Source organism: Kitasatospora sp. NPDC094019 (assembly GCF_044764505.1).
Lineage (GTDB): Bacteria > Actinomycetota > Actinomycetes > Streptomycetales > Streptomycetaceae > Kitasatospora.
On record NZ_JBIWIF010000008.1, the window covers coordinates 361,441 to 381,533 of the forward strand.

The window sequence follows — 20,093 nt, forward strand, 5'->3', positions numbered from 1 at the left end:
GTCGTGAATATTCACATGTGGAGGGGGGTTTGTCACCGGTCGGGGCGTGACGGCCGGGGGTTTCCGGGCCGGCGTTCACAGTGGGGCGGGCCCGTTCACACCCGGGGGAAGGGGTTCCGAGGGGCGTTGACCGGCCATGTCAACAGCGCGATGCTCAGTGGCGCGATCCGGACCGCACCCCCACGTCTCTCGACTCCTCTGCCTGTCGCAAGGAGGAAATCCCCCATGTCAGTCGCACGGACACGCCTGCGCCGCACCGTCTCGGTGCTCGCACTCGGCGTCCTCGGTCCGGCGCTCAGCGTCGCGGCCGTCACTCCGGCCCAGGCCACCCCCACGGCCTGGTCCGCCTCCGCACAGACCCGGGCCCAGCGGGTGCAACCCGCCGCCACGGGCGCCACGGCCGATCTGGCCGGCACGTTCAAGAAGCTCAACATCACCATGCAGCAGCAACAGCAGACCAACTGGTGCTGGGCGGCGAGCGGCAACACCATCGCCACCTGGTTCGGCTACACCTACAGCCAGAACCAGTTCTGCAACGCCGCGTTCGGCCGTTCGATCAACTCCAGCTGCCCCAACAGCCAGGCCACGCTGGGCGATGTGCAGAACGGCCTGAGCTGGATCGGCATCAACCCGGGTTCCTACGTCACCGGCTACCTGCGCTACAGCACGGTGCAGACCGAGGTGAACGCCAACCGGCCGATCGAGACCCGGATCCAGTGGAGCTCCGGCGGTGGCCACATGCACGTGCTCTACGGCTTCGACACCTCCAACAACTGGGTCTACTGGGGCGACCCGTGGCCGTCCAACAACCGCTACAACTGGGCGGACTTCAACTACTACGTGTCGAACGGCACGTTCTCCTGGACCCACTCCCTGTACCGGATCGGCGCGTGAGGGGCGACATGAGCAGCATGCGTGATGCCGCGGCCGTCCGCGGCGCGGCGGTCGTCCTGCTGGCGGCCGGCCTCGGTCTGGCCCTCGCCCCGGCCGCCTCGGCGGCCGGACCCGCGGGGGTGCCGGAACCGGTGCCCGCGGCGGAGCTGGCCCGGGCCAGGGGCGCGGTGCAGGCACCGGCGGTGCTGGACCAGCTGGGCCGGTTCTTCGCCCGCAAGGGCGCTCCGGCGGGCAAGGACCTCGCCGTCGGGGCGGCCGAGGAGGCGTCGGCGGCGGCCGCCGCCGCGCCCAGGCTGGCCGGTGACACCGTGCCGGTGTACCTGCTGGACGCGGACTTCGTGTCCGGCACCCCGGGCGCCCCGGTGGCCCGGGCCGAGTTCACCGCGAGCAAGGTGGTCGCGGCGGACGGTCGGGTCGCCTCGGTCTGGACGGTCGAGCAGAACGGTGACTGGCGGGTCGTCAACATCGCCACCGGCGGCGACGAGAGCGACTACGCGGCGCGGGCGGCGGCCGGTGGAGGCGGGACGGCGTTCCGCGAGCCGCAGATCAACGCCTGGTACGTGCTGCGGGACGGCCGGGTGCTGCCGCTGGACGACGAGGCGCGCCGGTCGGTGGGCGCGGCCGGGGTGAGCCTGGCCGGGTACCAGGGGCTGGTCCGGCAGCGGTACGGCGACAAGTTGCCCGGCTCGGCGTACGACCGGGCGGGCAAGGGCGGCGGCTACGAGCCGGGCGCCCCGCAGGCCGCCGGCGTTCCGGCGGACGGCGGCACCGCGTTGCCGGCCGTGACGGCGGGCGCGGCCCTGGGCGTCACCGCGCTCGCGGGCGCGGGCCTGGCGTTCCGGCGCCGGGTCGCGGTGCGGGTGGCGGCTCGGCGCGGGTAGCCGAACGGTCCGGGCTGCGGATCGGCCCGGGCGGTGGACCGGCGGTGGGGCATCGAGCCCCGCCGCCGGTCCTGCCGTGCGTCACGACCCGGCGAAGCCGTCCTCCAGGATCGCGAAGGAGCGGTCGACGAGTTCGGCGATGTCCTCGGCGCCGCCGCCCTCGGCCCACTGCAGCACGGTCTCGGTGGTGGCCGCGCCGATCGCGGCGGCGGTGATCCGCATCGCGAAGGTGGGCTCCCGCACTCCGGCCCGCCGGGTGAGCGCGGTGAGGTAGAGCCGCTGCGGCTCGTTGCCGGTGTCGATCATCCGGGCGCGCAGCGCGGGCACGTCCCTGGTCAGCCGCATCCGGACGAGCAGTTCCTCGCGCTCGTGCTCCAGCAGCTGCCGGATCAGCCCGATGACTGCCTCCCGGCAGGACCGCAGGAACGGTTCGTCGGCGGGGCGGGCGAGCAGGGCCTCGATCATCGCCGGGTCGTACTCGTCGGTGAGGACGAGGTCCTCCTTGGTGGCGAAGTACCGGAAGAAGGTGGACGGGGAGACCTCGGCGGCGGCCGCGATCTGGTCGACCGTGGTGTTCTCGTAGCCCTGTTCGGCGATCAGCCGGTAAGCCTCGCGGCGAATGGTCTGGCGGGTCTTCAGCTTCTTCCGCTCGCGCAGCGACAACGGCGCCTCCAGCATCGCCTGGATCGGGTTGCCCGGTCCGGTCGGAGGTGCCGTTGCCGACTGCGGTGCGTTCATGTCTTCGATTATCCGTGATCGGTCGCGGGCACGACGGCCTCCCCGGGCCCTCCCGACGGCTCACCGGGCCCTCCCGGCGCTCCGGCGGGCGCGGACGCGGCGGCTCCGGCGGCTCCGACCGCGGTCCCGGCCTCCCCGGCGGCCCCGGTCGGCTCGGCGGCCGGCATCCGCAGCGCCACCAGCACCGCCGAGAGCGCCGCGATCACCCCGGAGACCAGCAGCACGACCGTCATCCCGTGCACGTAGGCGCCGTGCGCCGAGGCGGCCAGGGCGGAGTCCCCGGTCGAGGCGGCGACCGCGTCGGCCGCCACCACCGAGCGCCCGGCCAGCTCGGCGAGGTGCTCCCCGAGCCCGCCGGTGTCCAGCGCCCCCCGGTAGGAGTCGGCCAGCAGGCTGCCGAAGACGGCGACCCCGATCGCGCCGCCGACCTGCCGGAAGGTCTGCAGCAGCCCGGAGCCGACACCGGCCCGGGCGGGCGGCAGTGTGAGCAGGGCGGTGGCCTGCGCGGTGATCAGGGACAGGCCCATGCCGACCCCGAGCAGGGTGAGCCAGACGGCGGCGAGCCCGTAGCCGTCCGAGACCTCGGTGCGGCTGCCGAGCAGCAGCGCGCCGGCCAGCAGCGCCAGCCCCAGGACGATCACCGTCCGGGGGCCGGTCCTGGCGACGAGCCGGTCGCTGAGCCGGGCGGCGACCATCAGGCCGAGCATCATCGGCATCAGCCGCAGGCCGGTGCCGAAGGCGTCGGCGCCGAGCACGCTCTGGAAGTACAGCGGGAGGACGAAGAAGGCGCCGAACAGGACCAGGGACACCAGCGTCGCGGCCACGGTCGACCAGCGGAAGCCGCCGTCGGCGAGCAGGGCCAGATCGAGCATCGGGTCCGGCCTGGTCCGGCTGCGCAGGACCAGCGCGGTGAGCGCGACCAGCGCGCCGCCGACGGTGCCGAGCACCAGCGGGTCGCCCCAGCCGCGTTCGGGGCTCTCGATGATGCCGTAGGTGAGCGCGGCCAGTCCGGCCGCGCCGAGCAGGGTGGCGGGCAGGTCGATCCGGGGCGCGGCCGGGTTGCGGGTCTCCGGCAGCAGCAGCGTGCAGGCGGTGATGCCGATCACGACCAGCGGCAGGTTGATCGCGAAGATCGCGCCCCACCAGAAGTGCTGGAGCAGGAAGCCGCCGATCAGCGGTCCGAGCGGGGTGCCGACGGCCAGCGCGGCGGCCAGGATCGCGGTGGCGCGGCGCTGCTCGGCGGGCGGGAAGAGGCCGGGGATCACCGCCATGGACATCGGCATGACCAGTGCGCCGGCGAGGCCCATCGAGGCCCGGGCGGCGATCAGTGTGCCGGGGCTGTCGGCCAGCATGCCGACGGCCGAGGCGATGCCGAACAGGGCGAGGCCCAGGGTGAGGGTGAAGCGGCGGCCGAAGCGGTCGCCGATCAGCCCGGCCGGGAGCATCACGGCGGCGAACACCACGGTGTAGGAGTCGACGATCCACTGCTGCTGCCCGGTGGTGGCCTGGAGCTGCGAGGCGAGCGTGGGCAGGGCCACGTTCAGGACCGTCATGTCGAAGCTGATGACCAGAACGCTGAGGGCGACCGCGACCAGGGCGAGCCAGCGCCGCGGGTCCGGCCCGGGTGGGGCCGCCTGGTCGGTGGGCGGGGTGGACACGGGTACCTCCGGAGGCCGGCGAAGGGAGTCGCTGTCAAATGACAGTAACTCTCAAAAGATGCCCGCCGTCAATGCCGAACCATGGCGCCGAGTCGGCTACTCTCTGTGATGTGTCCTGGAAGTGCGCGTTCCGCACGGGGAATTGACGCAACGTTGATCTGTCGTTCGCCGCTTTCGTGCGGTTACGGGTGACTGTCGGTAGATACCATGTGGCCGTCGGTCAGTGCGGGCCGGTGCGTGCCGAGAGCGGAGAAGGGGTGGGGCGGCACGGGCCGACCACGAGCCCGGCGCAGGAAGGGGAAGCCGTAATGGCCGATCGGGAGTCGGGTGCCCAGATCTGGGGCGCCGCAGTGGTGGTGGCCTCGGCGCTGGCCGTGGTCGCGGCCTATCTGATCAACGGCGCCGCGCTGGTGCTGGTGGTCGCCGGGGTCGAGGTGCTGCTGCTGATGGTGTACGTGGGCCAGCGCTGGCAGTTGCTGCGCCAGGCGCCCGCGCCGGACCGCCGGGCGGCGCCGAAGGCCCACCGGACGGCGAACGGCCTGGTGGACGCCGCGCACTGCGAGCGCTGCCGCCGGGCCCGGGAGGCGATCGACGCGCGACAGGCCGGGCGCCAGTCGCGGACCCCCCGCGCGCACGACCGCCATGACCGGCCGCGCGAGCCCCGGCGCGAGGGTCCGCACGAGCGCGGGTCGCACGAGTGGGCGCCGCACGACCGCGGGACGCGCGAGCGCCCGGTCCGGGAGTGGACGGCGGAACGGGCGGCCGTCCGGTCGCACGACCGGCCGACCGCCCGCCACGGGGCGCCGGGTTCAGCCGGCCGCGCTGTAGGCCGCCAGTGAGACGCCGATGTACTGGGTGATGAAGGCCCCGAGGGTGAAGGCGTGGAACACCTCGTGGAAGCCGAACCAGCGCGGTGACGGGTCGGGCCGCTTGAGCCCGTACACCACCCCGCCGATGCTGTAGAGCACCCCGCCGACGATCATCAGCACCAGGACCGCGACGCCGCCCTTGTGCAGGAAGTCCGGCAGGTAGAACGCGGCGGCCCAGCCCAGCGCGAGGTACACCGGCGTGTACAGCCAGCGCGGCGCGCCGACCCAGAAGACCCGGAACGCGATTCCCGCCAGCGCACCGCCCCAGACCGCCCAGAGCAGCACCTGCCGGGCGGCGCCGTCCAGCAGCAGGATGGTGAACGGTGTGTAGGTGCCGGCGATGATCAGGAAGATGTTCGCGTGGTCCAGCCGCCGCAGGACGGCGTCGCCGCGCGGGCCCCAGGTGAACCGGTGGTAGACCGCGCTGACCCCGAAGAGCAGCCAGGCGCTGGCCGAGTAGATCGCGCACGCGGCTCTCGCGGGCCCGGGTTCGGCCAGGCAGATCAGCACGATCCCGGCGGCCACCGTGGCGGGGAACATTCCGGCGTGCAGCCAGCCGCGCCATTTCGGCTTGACCGGCGCAGGCTCCGCGCTCTCCAGGAGCTCAGCAGTCATGAGCCGCATGCTACCCGCTACCTACGGATCCGTAGGTTACCCGGCCGTAGGAAGTGGCGCTCATCACGACTTGGACGTTTTGGAGTATTGGCGGAGGGGGTCGAGGGGGTCCGAAGCCCTTCGAAGCATCCTGCTACTGGCTGGTAATCATCCTTACTGTAGTAAAAGATGCGTCAACTTTGCCTTCTTGCCGCGTTCCGGCCCAAGGTGCGGAGCTACGCTGCAAGCACCCTCAACCCCCGCTACGCCGTCTCCCCGCCGGGATGGCGTGAAACGGAGCGATCGTGTCGAACGAGAACTCGGCTGCTCTCAGCGCCGCGCCGACCCGCCACCAGCGCCTGCTGGCGTGGGTGCGCGAGATCGCGGAGATCACCCAGCCGGACCGCGTCGAATGGTGCGACGGTTCCGAGGAGGAGTACCAGCGCCTCGCGGACCTGCTCGTCGCCCAGGGCACTTTCAAGAAGCTCAACGAGGACAAGCGACCCAACTCCTACTACGCCGCCTCCGACCCCACGGACGTGGCGCGGGTCGAGGACCGCACCTTCATCTGCTCCGAGCAGGAGAAGGACGCCGGCCCGACCAACCACTGGAAGGCCCCCGCCGAGATGCGGGAGATCTTCCAGGGGCAGCAGGGCCTGTTCCGCGGCGCCATGAAGGGCCGCACCATGTACGTCGTCCCGTTCTCGATGGGCCCGGTCGGCTCGCCGCTGGCCGCCTACGGCGTCGAGATCACCGACTCCGCCTACGTCGCGGTGTCGATGCGCGTGATGACCCGCATGGGCCGCGCGGTGCTGGACCAGCTCGGCGAGGACGGCGACTTCGTCAAGGCCGTGCACACCGTCGGCGCCCCGCTGGCCGAGGGCCAGGCGGACGTGCCGTGGCCGTGCAACAGCACCAAGTTCATCTCGCACTTCCCCGAGAGCCGCGAGATCTGGTCCTTCGGTTCCGGCTACGGCGGCAACGCCCTGCTGGGCAAGAAGTGCTACGCGCTGCGCATCGCCTCGACCATGGCCCGCGACGAGGGCTGGCTGGCCGAGCACATGCTCATCCTGAAGCTCACCCCGCCGTCGGGCGAGGTCAAGTACGCGGCCGCGGCCTTCCCGTCGGCCTGTGGCAAGACCAACCTGGCGATGCTCCAGCCCACCGTCCCGGGCTGGAAGGTCGAGACGATCGGCGACGACATCGCCTGGATGCGCTTCGGCGCCGACGGCCGCCTGTACGCCATCAACCCCGAGGCCGGCTTCTTCGGCGTCGCGCCGGGCACCGGTGTCGACACCAACGCCAACGCGATCGACACCCTCTGGGGCAACACCGTCTTCACCAACGTCGCCCTCACCGACGACGGCGACGTGTGGTGGGAGGGCCTCACCGACGAGAAGCCGGCCCACCTGATCGACTGGCGGGGCGACGACTGGACGCCGGAGTCCGGCACCCCGGCGGCGCACCCGAACGCCCGCTTCGCCGTCCCGGCCGCGCAGTGCCCGACCATCGCTCCCGAGTGGGAGGACCCGGCGGGTGTGCCGATCTCGGCGATCCTGTTCGGCGGCCGCCGGGCCACCGCCGTCCCGTTGGTGACCGAGTCCTTCGACTGGCAGCACGGTGTCTTCCTCGGCGCCAACATCGCCTCCGAGAAGACCGCCGCCGCCGAGGGCACCGTCGGCGAGCTGCGTCGCGACCCGTTCGCGATGCTGCCGTTCTGCGGCTACAACATGGGCGACTACTTCGCGCACTGGCTGAAGATCGGCGCCGCGGCGGACGCCGCCAAGCTGCCGAAGATCTACTACGTGAACTGGTTCCGCAAGAACGCCGACGGACAGTTCGTCTGGCCGGGCTACGGCGAGAACAGCCGCGTGCTCAAGTGGATCGTCGAGCGGCTGGAGGGCGACGGCGCGGGCGTCGAGACGCCGATCGGCGTGCTGCCGACCGTCGAGGGCTTCGACCTGGAGGGTCTGGAGCTGTCGAAGGAGGACATCGACCTGCTCTTCACCGTCGACGCCGACATCTGGCGTCAGGAGGCCGCGCTCGTCCCGGCCCACCTGGAGATGTTCGGTGAGCACACGCCCGCCGAGCTGTGGGACGAGTACCGAAGCCTGGTCGCCCGCCTCGGCTGAGCCTGAGCCTCAGCAGGAGCGGTAGAGAGACCGGCGCGCCGCACGAAACGAGCGCACCGGTCAGCGACAGGACGGCCGGAGCCCCGACGGACGATCTTTCCCCGACCAAGGAGATCGCCCGACCGGGACTCCGGCCGTAGCCCTTTCCCGGACACCCCGGAGCGCGGCCCGACCAGGGCCGGGTGCGGCGGGGTCAGGGCCGGGTGCAGCCGGTCAGGGCTGGGTGTAGCCGCTCAGGAAGACGCCGATCCGGGTGACCGCGTCGGTGATCTCCTCCGCGCGCGGCAGCGTCACCAGCCGGAAGTGGTCCGGCTCGGGCCAGTTGAAGCCGGAGCCCTGGACCAGCAGGATCCGCTCGGCGCGCAACAGGTCGAGCACCATCCGGGCGTCGTCCTTGATCTTGAACACCTTCGGATCCAGCCGGGGGAAGGCGTACAGCGCGCCCCTCGGCTTCACACAGCTGACCCCGGGGATCTCGTTGAGCAGTCGGTACGCGGCGTCCCGGGACTCCAGCAGCCGCCCGCCGGGCAGCACCAGGTCCTTGATCGACTGCCGCCCGCCGAGCGCCGCGGCCACCGCGTGCTGGGCCGGCATGTTGGCGCACAGCCGCATCGAGGCCAGCACGGTGAGGCCCTCGATGTAGCTGCGGGCCCGGGAGCGGTCCCCGGAGAGCACCATCCAGCCCGAGCGGAAGCCCGCCACCCGGTACGCCTTGGACATGCCGTTGAAGGTGACGCAGAACAGATCGGGGGCCAGGGTGGCCAGCGGGACGTGCTCGGCGTCGTCGTAGAGGATCTTGTCGTAGATCTCGTCCGCGTAGATCACCAGTTGGTGCCGGCGGGCGATCCCGACCAGTCCCTCCAGCACCTCGCGCGGGTAGACCGCGCCGGTGGGGTTGTTCGGGTTGATCACCACCAGTGCCCTGGTCCGGTCGGTGACCTTGGCCTCGACGTCGGCGAGGTCCGGGTACCAGTCGGACTGCTCGTCGCAGCGGTAGTGGACGGCGGTGCCGCCGGCCAGCGAGACGGACGCCGTCCACAACGGGTAGTCCGGCGCGGGGACGAGCACCTCGTCACCGTCGTCCAGCAGGGCGGTCATCGCGAGCTGGATCAGCTCGGAGACGCCGTTGCCGAGGAAGACGTCCTCGACCGTCAGGCCGTGCAGCCCGCGCTCCTCGTACTGCATCACCACGGCGCGGCGGGCGGAGAGCAGGCCCTTGGAGTCTCCGTACCCGTGCGCCGAGGAGAGGTTGCGCAGGATGTCCTGGAGGATCTCCGGCGGTGCGTCGAAGCCGAACAGCGCGGGATTGCCGGTGTTCAGCTTCAGGATGCGGTGGCCCTGTTCCTCCAGCCGCATCGCCTCGTCGAGCACCGGACCGCGGATGTCGTAGCAGACATTGGCGAGCTTGCTGGACTGGATGACCTGCATGCCTGCCTACTTTAGGGGCACGAACGGGCGGCCCGGCGCGTGTCGTGGGACACCCGCCGGACCGCCCGGACGTCGCGGTTCCGCTACCCCTTCGATCGGGAGGCGGAGATGTCAGCTGGCCTTCCAGATCAGCGGCTGGGTGTCCAGAACGCTCCCGAAGACGAGGAACTGCGGCGGGGTGCCGTCCGGAACGAGATAGACGGCACACTGCTGCTGGGTCTCGCCGTCGGCCAGGGTGCCCGGCTTCTTGCCGCTGTCGCACTGCGGGATCGACCGCAGGATGGTCGGGGCGGACAGGATGCCGGTGCCCTTGGGCTCGGTCTGCACCTTGAACCGCATCATGAAGTACTCGTCCTGCAGCGGGGCGCCGGTCTTGTTGGTGAAGTTGACCGTCACGTAGTAGGGGGTCTTCCCCGCGGTGTCGGCCGGCTTCCAGTTGTACGACGCGATCTCGGCCGCGGTGCCCTTGACCACCGAGACCGGGGTGACGTCGGCCTTGGTCTTGCCGAGGTAGCTGCCGGTGGCCGTGAGCGCGAGCGGGTTGTCGAAGGTGATCTTGCTGCCGCCGCCGCTCGCCCCGCCGATCGGGTTGCCGCTGGTCGCGGCCGAGGGCAGGCCGCCCGCGGTCGGGCTGCCGCCGCCGGTCGCGCCGCCGGTCGCGCCGCCGGCCGCGGCGCCCGCGGGGGCCGAGGTCGGGGCGGCGGCCGTCGGGGCCGCGGTGATCCCGCCGGCCGGGGCCGAGGTGGGAGCGGCACCGGTGGGAGCGGCGGTGCCGCCGCCCGCCGGGGCGCCGGTCGGGGCGGCGGTGACCGCCGGGTCGCTGTTCTCCGGACCGCAGGCGGTCAGCGCGAGCGCGAGCGCGGCCACCGGAACGGCCGCGCGCAGAGTGTGCCGAAGCTTCGTCATGGTGTATCTCCCCCGTGGATGATGTGGTCGGTGCGGCGCCGCGGAACCGAGGATCCGAGCCGCCGTCAGTGTCGGACGCGGACGGTGTCCGGCCGGTTCCGGAGCGGAACCTGCCGGATCGTACCGTCACCGGAGGAGGAGGGGGCAAGCCGTGATCGCGATCGTGCTGGGGGCGGTCCTGGCCGGGGTGCTGGTCGCACCGGCCCTGCGCGGGCTCGTGGTGCGGTACGCCGTGCCCGAGGAGCAGCCGTGGTGCCTGGCCTGTCCGGCCTGCGGGCGGGCCCTGCGCGGTCTGCCCCCGACCGGCGGCTGCCCGGGCTGCCGGACCGGACTCGGCCCCGGCCCCTGGCGGGTGGAGGCGGTCACCGCCGCGGCGGCCGCCGCCGCCCTCACCGCGGCCCACCCGGCGGACGCGGTGCTGCTGCTCTGGCTGGCCGGTCCCGGTGTGGTGCTCGGCTTCACCGACGCCCGGGTGCACCGGCTCCCCTACCCGCTGACCTGGACGCTGGCGGCGGGCCTGGCGCTGCTGCTGACGGTGCTGGAGCTGGCCGACGGCAGCCCGGGGACGCTGCTGCGCTGTCTGCTGGTGGCGCTCGCCGCCGGGGCGCTGTTCGAAATCCCGGTGCAGCTGGGGCGAATGGGCCCCGGGGACACCGTGCTCGCGCTCGGCCTCGGGGCGCTGCTCGGCCGCTACGGCTGGTCCGCCGCGCTGGCCGGGCTGGCCGCCTTCGTGCTGCTGGCCGGGCTCTGGTCGGTCGGCGTCCTGCTGGTGGCCCTGGTGCGGCGCCGGCCGGTGCGCGGCCGGGAGGTCCCGCTGGGTCCGTTCCTGCTGCTCGGCACCCTGGTGGCGGTGCTCGGGTACTCGGGCTGAGGCGAGGGGCGGGCCCGTCCGTCCCCGCCGGAGGAGAGCGGCCGGGCCCATCGGAGGAAAGCGGACGGGCCCGCCGTACCGGTCGGGTACGGCGGGCCCGGCGCGGCGCGCCGGCCCCACCCTCAAGGGGAGGCGCGCCGTGGGGGGAGGTCCTCGGGGTTACGGCATCTGGTGGACGAACGGGCCGACCGTGTTGGAGAAGGAGTTCCCGTTGACGGAGTCCCAGTTGGTGGACCAGGTCATCGCGCCGCGGATGGTCGGCCACTTGGCCGGCGGGACGAAGCTGCCGCAGTTCTTGCCGGTGGCCAGGCAGTCCAGCGCGTTGTTGACGACGCTCGGCGCGACGTAGCCGCCGCCGGCCGCCTTGCTGGAGGCCGGGACGCCGATGCCGACCTGGTCGGGCCGCAGGCCGCCCTGGATCTGGGTGCAGACCTGCGAGGTGATGAAGTCGATGGTGCCCTGGGTGTAGACCTTGCCGTCGCAGCCGTTCATGCCGCCCGAGTTGTAGAACTGGGTGTTGACGACGGTCAGGATGTCCTTGGTGTTCAGCGCCAGCTGGAAGTAGGCGCCCGCGGTCGAGTACATCCCGATGGTCTCCGGGGCCATCGTCAGGACGAAGCCGGGGCCGACCTTGGACTGGAGGCTGTGCAGGGCGTTGCCCATGTGGGTCGCGTTGACCCCGTTCTCCAGGTCGATGTCGATGCCGTCGAAGCCGTAGTCCTTGATCACCGCGTAGGCGGTGTCGGTGAAGGACTGGGCGGCCGCCGCGTCGTTGACCGAGATCGCGCCGTTCTGGCCGCCGATGGAGAGGATGACCTTCTTGCCGGCCGCCTGCTTGGCCTTCACGTCGGCGCGGAACTGGGCGTCGGTGTAGCCGCCGAGACCGGTCGAGAGCTCGGCGTCCAGCTTGAAGGTGATGGCGCCGGGGCGGTTGGCGACCGAGTCGGCGAAGGACACCGCGATGATGTCGTAGGCGCTCTGGACGTCGCTCAGCTTCTGGAGGTTGTTGCCCTTGTTGTCGAAGTTGTGCCAGTAACCGGTGACGACGTGCTTGGGCAGACCGGTGGTGGGGTTGCCGGTGCTGGTCGCGGTGGGGGTCGCGGTCGGCGTGGCGGTCTGGGTCGGGGTGGCGGTCGCCGTGGGGGTGGCGGTCGCGGTCGGGGTCGTGGTCGCCGTGGGGGTGGCGGTCGCCGTGGGCGTCGGCGTGGGGGTGACCGTGGGGGTGGCGGTCGGGCTCGGGGTACCGCCCGGGCCGCTCAGCACCACGTCGTCGGCGAGGTAGGCGCTCTGCCCGTACCAGCCGTGCAGGTAGACGGTGACGCTGCGGGCGCTCGCGCCCGTGGTGAAGGTGGAGGAGAGCTGGTTCCAGCTGTTCTGGTTGGACCAGCTGCTCGGGTCGGTGCCGCCGGTGCCGCGGGCGCCGAGGTAGACGTAGGGGCCCTGGACCCAGGCGCTCAGGGTGTAGCTGGTGTTGGGCAGCACGCTGATGGTCTGCGTGCACTCGGCGGTGTCCGCCGCACCCGGGGTGGCCTGCAGCGCGCCCGAGCCGGAGTGGACCGGCGTGGTGACGGCGCTCGCGGAGCCGGTACAGGTCCAGCCGCCCAGCGAGCCGTCGAAGCCGCCGTTGGCGACGAGGTTCCCGGCGGCCGCGTTGGCACCACCGGCGAAGAGGGCGAGGCCGGTGCCGGCCAGGGCCAGGGCGGTGGCGCCGGCCGCGAGGGCCGGGACGGGGCCGCGGCGGCGCTTGTGCGACGCGGGGCGGTTCAGCGTACGGGCCATGGAGGTGCGCTCCTGTGGGGGAGGAGCGGCCGCCGCGGTGGGGGGCGCGGCGGCCGCGTGTGGGGGAGGGGAGGTCCGCAGTACTGCCTGGGAGGGGCGGTTCCGGTACTCCGTTCCGCCCTGGCACAAAAGCTGGACTAGACCATTGGGGGTCGTCAAGCATTGAACCGTCGGCTTACGGATTCCTTAAGGAAGCAGAGACCGTTCCGTATCCGGCCGCCGGGCGTTCCCCCGGCCGACCCCGGGGCGCCGCGCGGGTACCTTCCGGCCACCCGCGCCGGGCCGGCGGCGACAGAGTCCGCACATGACCGTGACCCTCCCGCGACCTGCGGCTTTCCCTGCCGCCACAGCGCGGGAGTAGGCTGCGCCGGGGGTTCTGAAGCACCCGCTGAAGTGAGCACGGAGGGGCCGAAAACCATGGGTCTGCGCGATGTCGTCGAACGCACGCCGGGTCTGCGCGTCCTGCTGGACGGGATGTACGGCCTCTACGGTCGCCGGGTCGAGGTGCACCTCGCCCGGACCCCGCACCACATCGGGGTGATCCTCGACGGCAACCGCCGCTGGGCCAAGGCGACCGGCGGCTCCACCGCGTACGGCCACCAGCGCGGCGCCGACAAGATCAGCGAGTTCCTCGGCTGGTGCGACGAGACCCACGTCAGGGTCGTCACCCTGTGGATGCTCTCCACCGACAACCTCTCCCGTCCGGCCGACGAGCTGGTCCCGCTGCTCGGCATCATCGAGGACGCCGTCACCGGCCTGGCCGCCGCCCGCCGCTGGCGGGTCAACCCGGTCGGAGCGCTGGATCTGCTGCCGCAGCACACCGCCGACGTCCTGAAGCGCGCCGCCGACGAGACCGCGGCCATCGAGGGCATCACGGTCAACGTGGCCGTCGGCTACGGGGGCCGGCACGAGATCGCCGACGCCGTCCGCTCGCTGCTCCAGGAGCACGCCGGCCGGGGCACCTCGATCGAGGAGCTGGCCGAGGTCCTGGACGTCGAGCACATCGCCGAACACCTGTACACCAAGGGGCAGCCCGACCCGGACCTGGTCATCCGCACCTCGGGCGAGCAGCGCTTGTCCGGCTTCCTGCTCTGGCAGAGCGCGCACAGCGAGTTCTACTTCTGCGAGGCGTACTGGCCGGCCTTCCGCAAGGTGGACTTCCTGCGGGCGCTGCGCGCCTTCGAGCAGCGCAACCGGCGGCTCGGCCTCTGACGGAGGGCGCGGGCGGGTGGCGGGAGCGGTGCTCCTCGCTGCGGGGAACGGCGCCGCGGGGGGTGCCCGGGATTGACCGCCGTAAGAGCTGGCCTACCCGGTGGCAGGGCGAGGCCAAACGTTCATCCGCAATGATCCGTCAGTTCTCCGGGGGCGCGAATGCACCGCCCCCCGCCTGGGAATACTCCGATCAGACCGGCTCCGAGGCCACCGGGGCAGCGGGGCCGGCTTGCCGCGGATGACGCAGGGTCATCCGCCCTGGAGGCCTAGTGGTCAGTTCCAAGAGCCGCCGGACACCAGACCGGCGCACGTACGTTCTCGACACCAGCGTGCTGCTGGCGGACCCGCTCGCCATGACCCGCTTCGAGGAGCACGAGGTCGTCCTCCCCGTGGTCGTGGTCACCGAGCTGGAGGCCAAGCGGCACCACCCGGAGCTGGGCTATTTCGCCCGCCAGGCGCTGCGGCTGCTCGACGACTACCGGATCCGGTTCGGGCGCCTCGACGAGCCGATCCCGGTCGGCGAGCTCGGCGGCTCGATCCGGGTCGAGCTCAACCACTCGGACACCTCGATACTGCCGGCCGGTTACCGGGTCGGTGGCGGCGAGGCCGACACCCGGATCCTGGCGGTGGCCCGCAACCTCCAGGCCGAGGGGTACGACGTCACCGTCGTCTCCAAGGACCTCCCGCTGCGGATCAAGGCGTCCTCGGTGGGCCTGCTCGCCGAGGAGTACCGGGCCGAGCTCGCGATCACCTCCGGGTGGACCGGCATGGCCGAGCTGCACGTCCCCGCCGACGACGTGGACGCGCTGTTCGCGGCCGGCCACGACGCCGGGGTGGACGTCGCGGGCGTCGACGAGCTGCCGGTGCACACCGGACTGGTGCTCACCTCCGAGCGCGGCAAGGCGCTCGGCCGGGTCACCGGCGACGGCCGGGTCCGGCTGGTGCGCGGCGAGCGCGAGGCGTTCGGCCTGCGCGGGCGCAGCGCCGAGCAGCGGGTGGCGCTGGACCTGCTGCTCGACCCGGAGGTCGGCATCGTCTCGCTGGGCGGCCGGGCCGGTACCGGCAAGTCCGCGCTGGCGCTGTGCGCCGGCCTGGAGGCGGTGCTGGAGCGCCAGCAGCACCGCAAGGTGATGGTGTTCCGGCCGCTGTACGCGGTCGGCGGCCAGGAGCTCGGCTACCTGCCGGGCTCCGAGTCGGAGAAGATGAGCCCCTGGGCCCAGGCGGTCTTCGACACCCTGTCCGCCGTCACCACCCCGGACGTGATCGAGGAGGTCATCTCCCGCGGGATGCTGGAGGTCCTGCCGCTCACCCACATCCGAGGGCGTTCCCTGCACGACGCCTTCGTGATCGTGGACGAGGCGCAGTCGCTGGAGCGCAACGTCCTGCTGACGGTGCTGTCCCGGATCGGCCAGGGCTCGCGGGTGGTCCTCACCCACGACGTGGCGCAGCGGGACAACCTCCGGGTCGGCCGGTACGACGGCGTGGTCGCGGTGGTGGAGAAGCTGAAGGGGCATCCGCTGTTCGCGCACATCACGCTGACCCGCTCGGAGCGCTCGCCGATCGCGGCGCTGGTGACGGAGATGCTGGAGGACGTCCAGCCCTGATCCGGACTATCCGGACGTTCCTGGGCAATTGGTGACAGAACAGTCAATTCCCGGTTCGGGGCCCGCTTCTGACGGAGCGGGCCCCTGTCCCATTCATCACATCGCGTGCTTTCTGTCCGGTGAACGCCAGTACGGTGAATGTGACATCCGCCACGCAACAGGGAATTGCGTCGACAGTGCCCGGTGCGGCATGGTGAGGGTTCTGTCAGGCCCCGCGTACGGCATGGCAGGGCTTCCGGGAGACCGGGGGTCCGGCCCGGACGGTCCACCAACTCCGGTCAGTGGACGCACAATTGAAGACCTGAGCCGTACGCCGCCCGATCACAACGCCCAGCCGCCTCACCTCGGCCGGACGCCGGGTCAGCACCTCCCGTGACCAGCACCGTACGGAGGGCAGCGCCAAGGGGCATGTTGCGCCCGTACGGTCACGCGTGGGCGATGCTGGAAGGAATCCATGTGACTCGGATCTCGGTCCGGGGAGTCGCTGTCGCCTCCGCCACCGCCGTCACCGCTGTCGGCGCCGTGGTTGGTATGGGCGCGGGCAGCGAGGCAAAGACGACGCAGACGGTCGATGTCGCCGGCGCGACGCTGCTTGCCGAAGTCCCCTCCGGCGCCCAGGCGCAGACCATCAGCGACAACATCGGCACGCAGGCGACCGCCCAGCAGGCCGCTGCCGACGCCGCCGCCAAGGCCGCCGCCGAGCAGAAGGCCGCCGAAGAGGCAGCGCGCCAGCAGGCCGCCGCCGAGGCGCAGGCGAAGGCCGACGCCGCCGCCAAGGAGGCCGCCGACGCGGCCGCCAAGGCAGAGGCGGAGAAGGCCGCGAAGGCCGCCGAGGAGAAGCGGAAGGCCGACGAGGCCGCCGCCAACCGCTCCAAGGCGCGTTCGGCGATGGCCGCCACCGACAGCACCCCGTCGACGCCGCCGGTTTCGGTCAGCCCCGGTTCGGTGCAGGAGCTGGCCCAGCAGATCATCGGCAGTGACGCGCAGTTCCAGTGCTTCAGCCAGATCGTGAAGCGCGAGAGCGGCTGGAACTACACCGCCACCAACAAGAGCTCCGGCGCGTACGGCCTGGTCCAGGCGCTGCCCGGCTCCAAGATGGCCTCGGCCGGCGCCGACTGGCGCACCAACCCGGCCACCCAGATCCAGTGGGGTCTCGGCTACATGAACAGCCGTTACGGCAGCCCCTGTGGCGCCTGGTCGTTCTGGCAGTCGCACCACTGGTACTAGGCCGACCGGTACCACGAACGTCCGCCGCGGCCCCCGATCACCATCGGGGGCCGCGGCGTTCTGTCGTGCGGCGCTGCCTTCGGGGACCGGTGTGCTCGGTCGCTGCCGTCCGACCGCTGTTGTCCGAGCGCCGCCGTCGGGTCGGTCTCGTCCGCTCTCGTCCGGGCGGGCCGCGCCGCCCGGACGCGCTGACCAGTGCGCCCACGGGCGGTGCGGTCCTGGTGCGGACGCGGGGACGGGGAGGGGTCCTGGTGACTCCCCGCCCGGCCGGTCCGCCGACAGGCGGCTCCTGGTTCCCGCCCGACTCCTCCCCACTGTCCCGTGCCTGAAACCACCCGGAACCTCCCGGTTCGCCCCGGAACCACCCCCCGGCCGTCCGGCGCCCCGCCGCAAGAACCCGCGCGGATCCCGCTCACCCGGCGGACTCATCGCACCGCGGCCGGGTAGCGTCTATCCCTGACGGCCGTGGCGTGACCACGGCGTGCCGCCGCACCGGGCGGCTCCGGCGGGGAGAAGTGGTAGCGAGCATGGCGCGGGGCGGAAAGGCATTCAAGGCCGTGGCCAAGGGCATGGCCGTGGTGGCGAGCGCGGCCGCCGTCATCGAGCGGCGCCGACGGGCCGCGATGGCGGCCGACTTCCACGAACCTCCGCACCGGACGCACCGGCTGGAACAGGACCGGATCGACCAGGTGGATCCGGCGCCGGCCGCGGCCGACCGGCCGCTGCCCGGGCCGCGCGGTGCCGTCGCGCCGGTCCCGGTGGCCGCCGCGCCCGCCCCCGCGCCGGTGGCGGCTCCCGTCGCCGCGGCCGCCCCGGTCCCCGGCCCCGCCGCCGCCCCGCTGCCCCCGCACGGCCACTTCGGCCGGCCCGCCACCCCCGCCGAGGCGGTGCCGTGGGGCCTGCGGGTCGCCGCCGAGTCCACCTGGCGGCTGCTGCTGCTCGGCGCCGCGCTCTACGTCGTCTTCTACATCGTCGACATGCTGCGGCTGGTCGCCTTCGCGGTGCTGGCCTCGCTGCTGATCTCGGCGCTGCTGGAGCCCACCGTCTCCTGGCTGCGCCGGCACGGGGTCCCGCGCTCACTGGCCGCCGGCGGTGTGTTCATGAGCGGACTGGCCGGCATCGGGCTGGTCGGCTGGTTCGTGGTCTGGCAGGTGACCACCAACCTGGAGACCGTCACCAGCAAGGTCAAGGCGGGTGTCGACCAGCTCCGGGACTGGCTGATCACCGGGCCGCTGCACCTGACCGAGCAGCAGATCACCGACTTCGCCAACCAGATCACCAAGGCGATCAGCACCAACAGCGAGCAGATCACCTCCGCCAGCCTCACCGGCGCGCAGATCGCGGTCGAGGTGCTGACCGCCGTCCTGCTGGCGTTCTTCACCACCTTCTTCCTGCTCTACGACGGCGAGCGGATCTGGAACTGGGCCCTGCGCGGCCTGCCCAGGCACTCCCGGTACGCGATGGCCGGGGCCGGCCCCAAGGCGTGGGCCACGCTCACCGCCTACGTCCGCGGCACCGTCTGCGTGGCGTTCATCGACGCGGTCTGCATCGGGGTCGGGATCCAGTTGCTCGGCGTCCCGATGGCACTGCCGCTCGCCGTGATCATCTTCCTCGGCGCCTTCGTCCCGCTGGTCGGCGCACTGGTCACCGGCACCGTCGCGGTCCTGATCGCGCTCGTCACCACGACACCGTGGACGGCGCTGATGGTGCTGGTGGTGCTGATCGCCGTCCAGCAGATCGAGGGCCATGTGCTCCAGCCGCTGATCCTCGGCCGCGCCGTCCGGGTCCACCCGCTCGGCGTGGTCCTCGGCGTGGCAGCCGGATCGATCATCGGCGGCATCGGCGGCGCCATCGTCGCCGTCCCCCTGATCGCGGTCACCAACACCGTGGTCACCCACCTCCGCCGCCGCAACGAGGCCGGCCAGGCCGTCTTCACCGCCCTGGAAGCCGCCCGCGAAGCCGCCACCCGCCCCCATCCCCCCACCCCCTGACCTACCACGACGGGCCCCGCGCTCCGGACGTGAGTCCGGGGCACGGGGCCCGTTCGAGGGTGGTGCGGGTCAGGCGGTGATGCCCGCCAGGGCGGCCTCGGAGTCGAGGACCCCGGCGACGGCCTGGAGCACGGCGGCGATCTTCATCGACGCCTGGACGACCTCGCGGTCGACGCCGGCCTTGCGGAGGACGGCCTCGTGCGAGTCGAGGCACTGGCCGCAGCCGTTGATCGCGGAGACCGCGAAGCACCAGAGCTCGAAGTCGACCTTCTCGACGCCGGGAGTGCCGATGATGTTCATCCGCAGACCGGCCCGCATGCTGCTGTACTCCTTGTCGGAGAGCAGGTGCAGCGTCCGGTAGTAGACGTTGTTCATCCCCATGACCGCGGCCGCGCCCTTGGCGGCGTTGTACGCCTCCGGGGAGAGGTTGGCCTTGGCCTCGGGCTCCAGCTCGCGCAGCACGGCGGGGCTGCGGGTGGCCATCGCGCAGGAGAGCACGGTGCCCCACAGCTGCTGGGCGGGGAGGTCGGAGTTGCCGATGACCGAGCCCAGGTTGAGCTTGAGGTCCTTGGCGTAGTCCGGGAGGGCGGACTTCAGGTCGTCGAGAGCCATGGGTCAGCCGGCCAGCAGGGCCTGGGCGTCGAGGGTGTCCTCGCCCTTGGTCCAGTTGCAGGGGCACAGCTCGTCGGTCTGCAGGGCGTCCAGCACCCGCAGGACCTCCTTCGGGTTACGGCCGACGGAGCCGGCGGTCACCATGACGAACTGGATCTCGTTGTTCGGGTCGACGATGAAGACGGCGCGCTGGGCGGTGCCGTCCGCGGCCTCGACGCCGCAGGCGCGCATCAGGTCGTGCTTGACGTCGGCCAGCATCGGGAACGGCAGGTCGCGGAGGTCCTTGTGGTCCTTGCGCCAGGCGTGGTGCACGAACTCGGAGTCGCCGGAGACGCCGAGGATCTGGGCGTCGCGGTCGGCGAACTCGTCGTTCAGCTTGCCGAACGCGGCGATCTCGGTCGGGCAGACGAAGGTGAAGTCCATCGGCCAGAAGAAGACGATCTTCCACTTGCCCTCGTAGGACTTGTGGTTGATCTCGGCGAAGGCGTTCGCGGCGTCCAGGTCGACGCAGGCGTTGAGTTCGAACTCGGGGAACTTGTCACCGATCGTGAGCACGTTCGCTTCTCCTGAAGTGAGACTGAGGGGAGTTTGTCCGGTTTGCGGAACGGTCTCCACCATTCCACATCGTGGACTGATCAGGGAAATAGCTACACTCGATGTGACTGATCGGAGAGAGTTATCAACAGCCCCACGCCCC

17 protein-coding genes are annotated in these 20,093 nt (G+C 72.0%); 9 read left to right on the forward strand and 8 right to left on the reverse strand.

Annotated elements, in window-relative coordinates:
• Positions 1-225: 225 nt before the first annotated feature.
• Together ACIQ9P_RS20770 and ACIQ9P_RS20775 are read left to right on the forward strand one after the other, a co-directional pair.
• Positions 226-894, forward strand: a complete 669-nt coding sequence (locus tag ACIQ9P_RS20770) for a papain-like cysteine protease family protein (protein ID WP_402357799.1) — start codon at positions 226-228, stop codon at positions 892-894.
• An 8-nt stretch (positions 895-902) separates the two neighbouring features.
• Positions 903-1,775, forward strand: a complete 873-nt coding sequence (locus ACIQ9P_RS20775) for a hypothetical protein (protein ID WP_402357802.1) — start codon at positions 903-905, stop codon at positions 1,773-1,775.
• A gap of 81 nt (positions 1,776-1,856) precedes the next feature.
• Here the strand turns inward: ACIQ9P_RS20775 and ACIQ9P_RS20780 are convergent, their stop codons facing one another.
• Positions 1,857-2,513, reverse strand: coding sequence for a TetR family transcriptional regulator (locus tag ACIQ9P_RS20780; protein ID WP_402357805.1), 657 nt, complete (start codon positions 2,511-2,513; stop codon positions 1,857-1,859).
• Positions 2,514-2,521: 8 nt separating this feature from the next.
• Entirely contained in the window at positions 2,522-4,171 is a 1,650-nt protein-coding gene (locus tag ACIQ9P_RS20785; protein ID WP_402357808.1) for an MFS transporter, read from the reverse strand.
• A 308-nt stretch (positions 4,172-4,479) separates the two neighbouring features.
• On the opposite strand from ACIQ9P_RS20785, the gene ACIQ9P_RS20790 reads away from it, so the two are divergent.
• Positions 4,480-5,010, forward strand: a complete 531-nt coding sequence (locus tag ACIQ9P_RS20790) for a hypothetical protein (protein ID WP_402357811.1) — start codon at positions 4,480-4,482, stop codon at positions 5,008-5,010.
• On the opposite strand, the gene ACIQ9P_RS20795 is transcribed toward ACIQ9P_RS20790, so the two are convergent.
• Positions 4,981-5,664: a hemolysin III family protein gene (locus tag ACIQ9P_RS20795; protein WP_402357814.1), complete on the reverse strand. Its 684-nt coding sequence runs from the start codon at positions 5,662-5,664 to the stop codon at positions 4,981-4,983. The two genes, ACIQ9P_RS20790 and ACIQ9P_RS20795, sit on opposite strands and share 30 nt — an antisense overlap.
• Positions 5,665-5,939: 275 nt before the next feature.
• On the opposite strand from ACIQ9P_RS20795, the gene ACIQ9P_RS20800 reads away from it, so the two are divergent.
• Positions 5,940-7,766: a phosphoenolpyruvate carboxykinase (GTP) gene (locus ACIQ9P_RS20800; RefSeq protein ID WP_402357817.1), complete on the forward strand. Its 1,827-nt coding sequence runs from the start codon at positions 5,940-5,942 to the stop codon at positions 7,764-7,766.
• Between the two features lie 213 nt (positions 7,767-7,979).
• Here the strand turns inward: ACIQ9P_RS20800 and ACIQ9P_RS20805 are convergent, their stop codons facing one another.
• Together ACIQ9P_RS20805 and ACIQ9P_RS20810 are read right to left on the reverse strand one after the other, a co-directional pair.
• Positions 7,980-9,194, reverse strand: coding sequence for a pyridoxal phosphate-dependent aminotransferase (locus tag ACIQ9P_RS20805; RefSeq protein WP_402357821.1), 1,215 nt, complete (start codon positions 9,192-9,194; stop codon positions 7,980-7,982).
• Positions 9,195-9,305: 111 nt separating this feature from the next.
• Positions 9,306-10,100 carry a hypothetical protein gene (locus ACIQ9P_RS20810; protein ID WP_402357824.1) on the reverse strand — a complete coding sequence of 265 codons (795 nt, stop codon included), beginning with the start codon at positions 10,098-10,100 and terminating at the stop codon, positions 9,306-9,308.
• A gap of 151 nt (positions 10,101-10,251) precedes the next feature.
• On the opposite strand from ACIQ9P_RS20810, the gene ACIQ9P_RS20815 reads away from it, so the two are divergent.
• The gene (locus tag ACIQ9P_RS20815; RefSeq protein WP_402357827.1) at positions 10,252-10,971 is read left to right on the forward strand and encodes a prepilin peptidase; all 720 of its coding nucleotides are present in this window, start codon (positions 10,252-10,254) and stop codon (positions 10,969-10,971) included.
• A 159-nt stretch (positions 10,972-11,130) separates the two neighbouring features.
• On the opposite strand, the gene ACIQ9P_RS20820 is transcribed toward ACIQ9P_RS20815, so the two are convergent.
• Positions 11,131-12,750 (reverse strand): chitinase, encoded by a 1,620-nt coding sequence (locus ACIQ9P_RS20820; protein ID WP_402357829.1) that lies wholly within the window; start codon positions 12,748-12,750, stop codon positions 11,131-11,133.
• Positions 12,751-13,167: 417 nt separating this feature from the next.
• Here ACIQ9P_RS20820 and ACIQ9P_RS20825 point away from each other — a divergent pair, with 417 nt between their 5' ends.
• From ACIQ9P_RS20825 to ACIQ9P_RS20840, 4 genes are all read left to right on the forward strand, one after another.
• Positions 13,168-13,962: an isoprenyl transferase gene (locus ACIQ9P_RS20825; RefSeq protein WP_402357832.1), complete on the forward strand. Its 795-nt coding sequence runs from the start codon at positions 13,168-13,170 to the stop codon at positions 13,960-13,962.
• Between the two features lie 269 nt (positions 13,963-14,231).
• Complete coding sequence (locus ACIQ9P_RS20830; RefSeq protein WP_402357835.1) at positions 14,232-15,566, forward strand: PhoH family protein; 1,335 nt, start codon at positions 14,232-14,234, stop codon at positions 15,564-15,566.
• Between the two features lie 456 nt (positions 15,567-16,022).
• Positions 16,023-16,793, forward strand: coding sequence for a transglycosylase SLT domain-containing protein (locus tag ACIQ9P_RS20835; protein ID WP_402357838.1), 771 nt, complete (start codon positions 16,023-16,025; stop codon positions 16,791-16,793).
• A 527-nt stretch (positions 16,794-17,320) separates the two neighbouring features.
• Positions 17,321-18,784 carry an AI-2E family transporter gene (locus ACIQ9P_RS20840; protein ID WP_402357841.1) on the forward strand — a complete coding sequence of 488 codons (1,464 nt, stop codon included), beginning with the start codon at positions 17,321-17,323 and terminating at the stop codon, positions 18,782-18,784.
• Positions 18,785-18,853: 69 nt separating this feature from the next.
• Here ACIQ9P_RS20840 and ACIQ9P_RS20845 read toward each other — a convergent pair whose 3' ends face one another.
• Entirely contained in the window at positions 18,854-19,396 is a 543-nt protein-coding gene (locus ACIQ9P_RS20845; RefSeq protein WP_266271271.1) for an alkyl hydroperoxide reductase, read from the reverse strand.
• A gap of 3 nt (positions 19,397-19,399) precedes the next feature.
• Complete coding sequence (locus ACIQ9P_RS20850; protein WP_030397082.1) at positions 19,400-19,951, reverse strand: peroxiredoxin; 552 nt, start codon at positions 19,949-19,951, stop codon at positions 19,400-19,402.
• Positions 19,952-20,093 lie beyond the last annotated feature (142 nt).

Bases quoted from the DNA above. Each gene is read 5' to 3' on its own strand.
- ACIQ9P_RS20820 (WP_402357829.1), bottom strand. From the start codon at position 12,750: ATGGCCCGTACGCTGAACCGCCCCGCGTCGCACAAGCGCCGCCGCGGC.
- ACIQ9P_RS20825 (WP_402357832.1), top strand. From the start codon at position 13,168: ATGGGTCTGCGCGATGTCGTCGAACGCACGCCGGGTCTGCGCGTCCTG.
- ACIQ9P_RS20775 (WP_402357802.1), top strand. From the start codon at position 903: ATGAGCAGCATGCGTGATGCCGCGGCCGTCCGCGGCGCGGCGGTCGTC.
- ACIQ9P_RS20840 (WP_402357841.1), top strand. From the start codon at position 17,321: ATGGCGCGGGGCGGAAAGGCATTCAAGGCCGTGGCCAAGGGCATGGCC.
- ACIQ9P_RS20795 (WP_402357814.1), bottom strand. From the start codon at position 5,664: ATGCGGCTCATGACTGCTGAGCTCCTGGAGAGCGCGGAGCCTGCGCCG.
- ACIQ9P_RS20845 (WP_266271271.1), bottom strand. From the start codon at position 19,396: ATGGCTCTCGACGACCTGAAGTCCGCCCTCCCGGACTACGCCAAGGAC.
- ACIQ9P_RS20790 (WP_402357811.1), top strand. From the start codon at position 4,480: ATGGCCGATCGGGAGTCGGGTGCCCAGATCTGGGGCGCCGCAGTGGTG.
- ACIQ9P_RS20805 (WP_402357821.1), bottom strand. From the start codon at position 9,194: ATGCAGGTCATCCAGTCCAGCAAGCTCGCCAATGTCTGCTACGACATC.
- ACIQ9P_RS20810 (WP_402357824.1), bottom strand. From the start codon at position 10,100: ATGACGAAGCTTCGGCACACTCTGCGCGCGGCCGTTCCGGTGGCCGCG.
- ACIQ9P_RS20780 (WP_402357805.1), bottom strand. From the start codon at position 2,513: ATGAACGCACCGCAGTCGGCAACGGCACCTCCGACCGGACCGGGCAAC.
- ACIQ9P_RS20770 (WP_402357799.1), top strand. From the start codon at position 226: ATGTCAGTCGCACGGACACGCCTGCGCCGCACCGTCTCGGTGCTCGCA.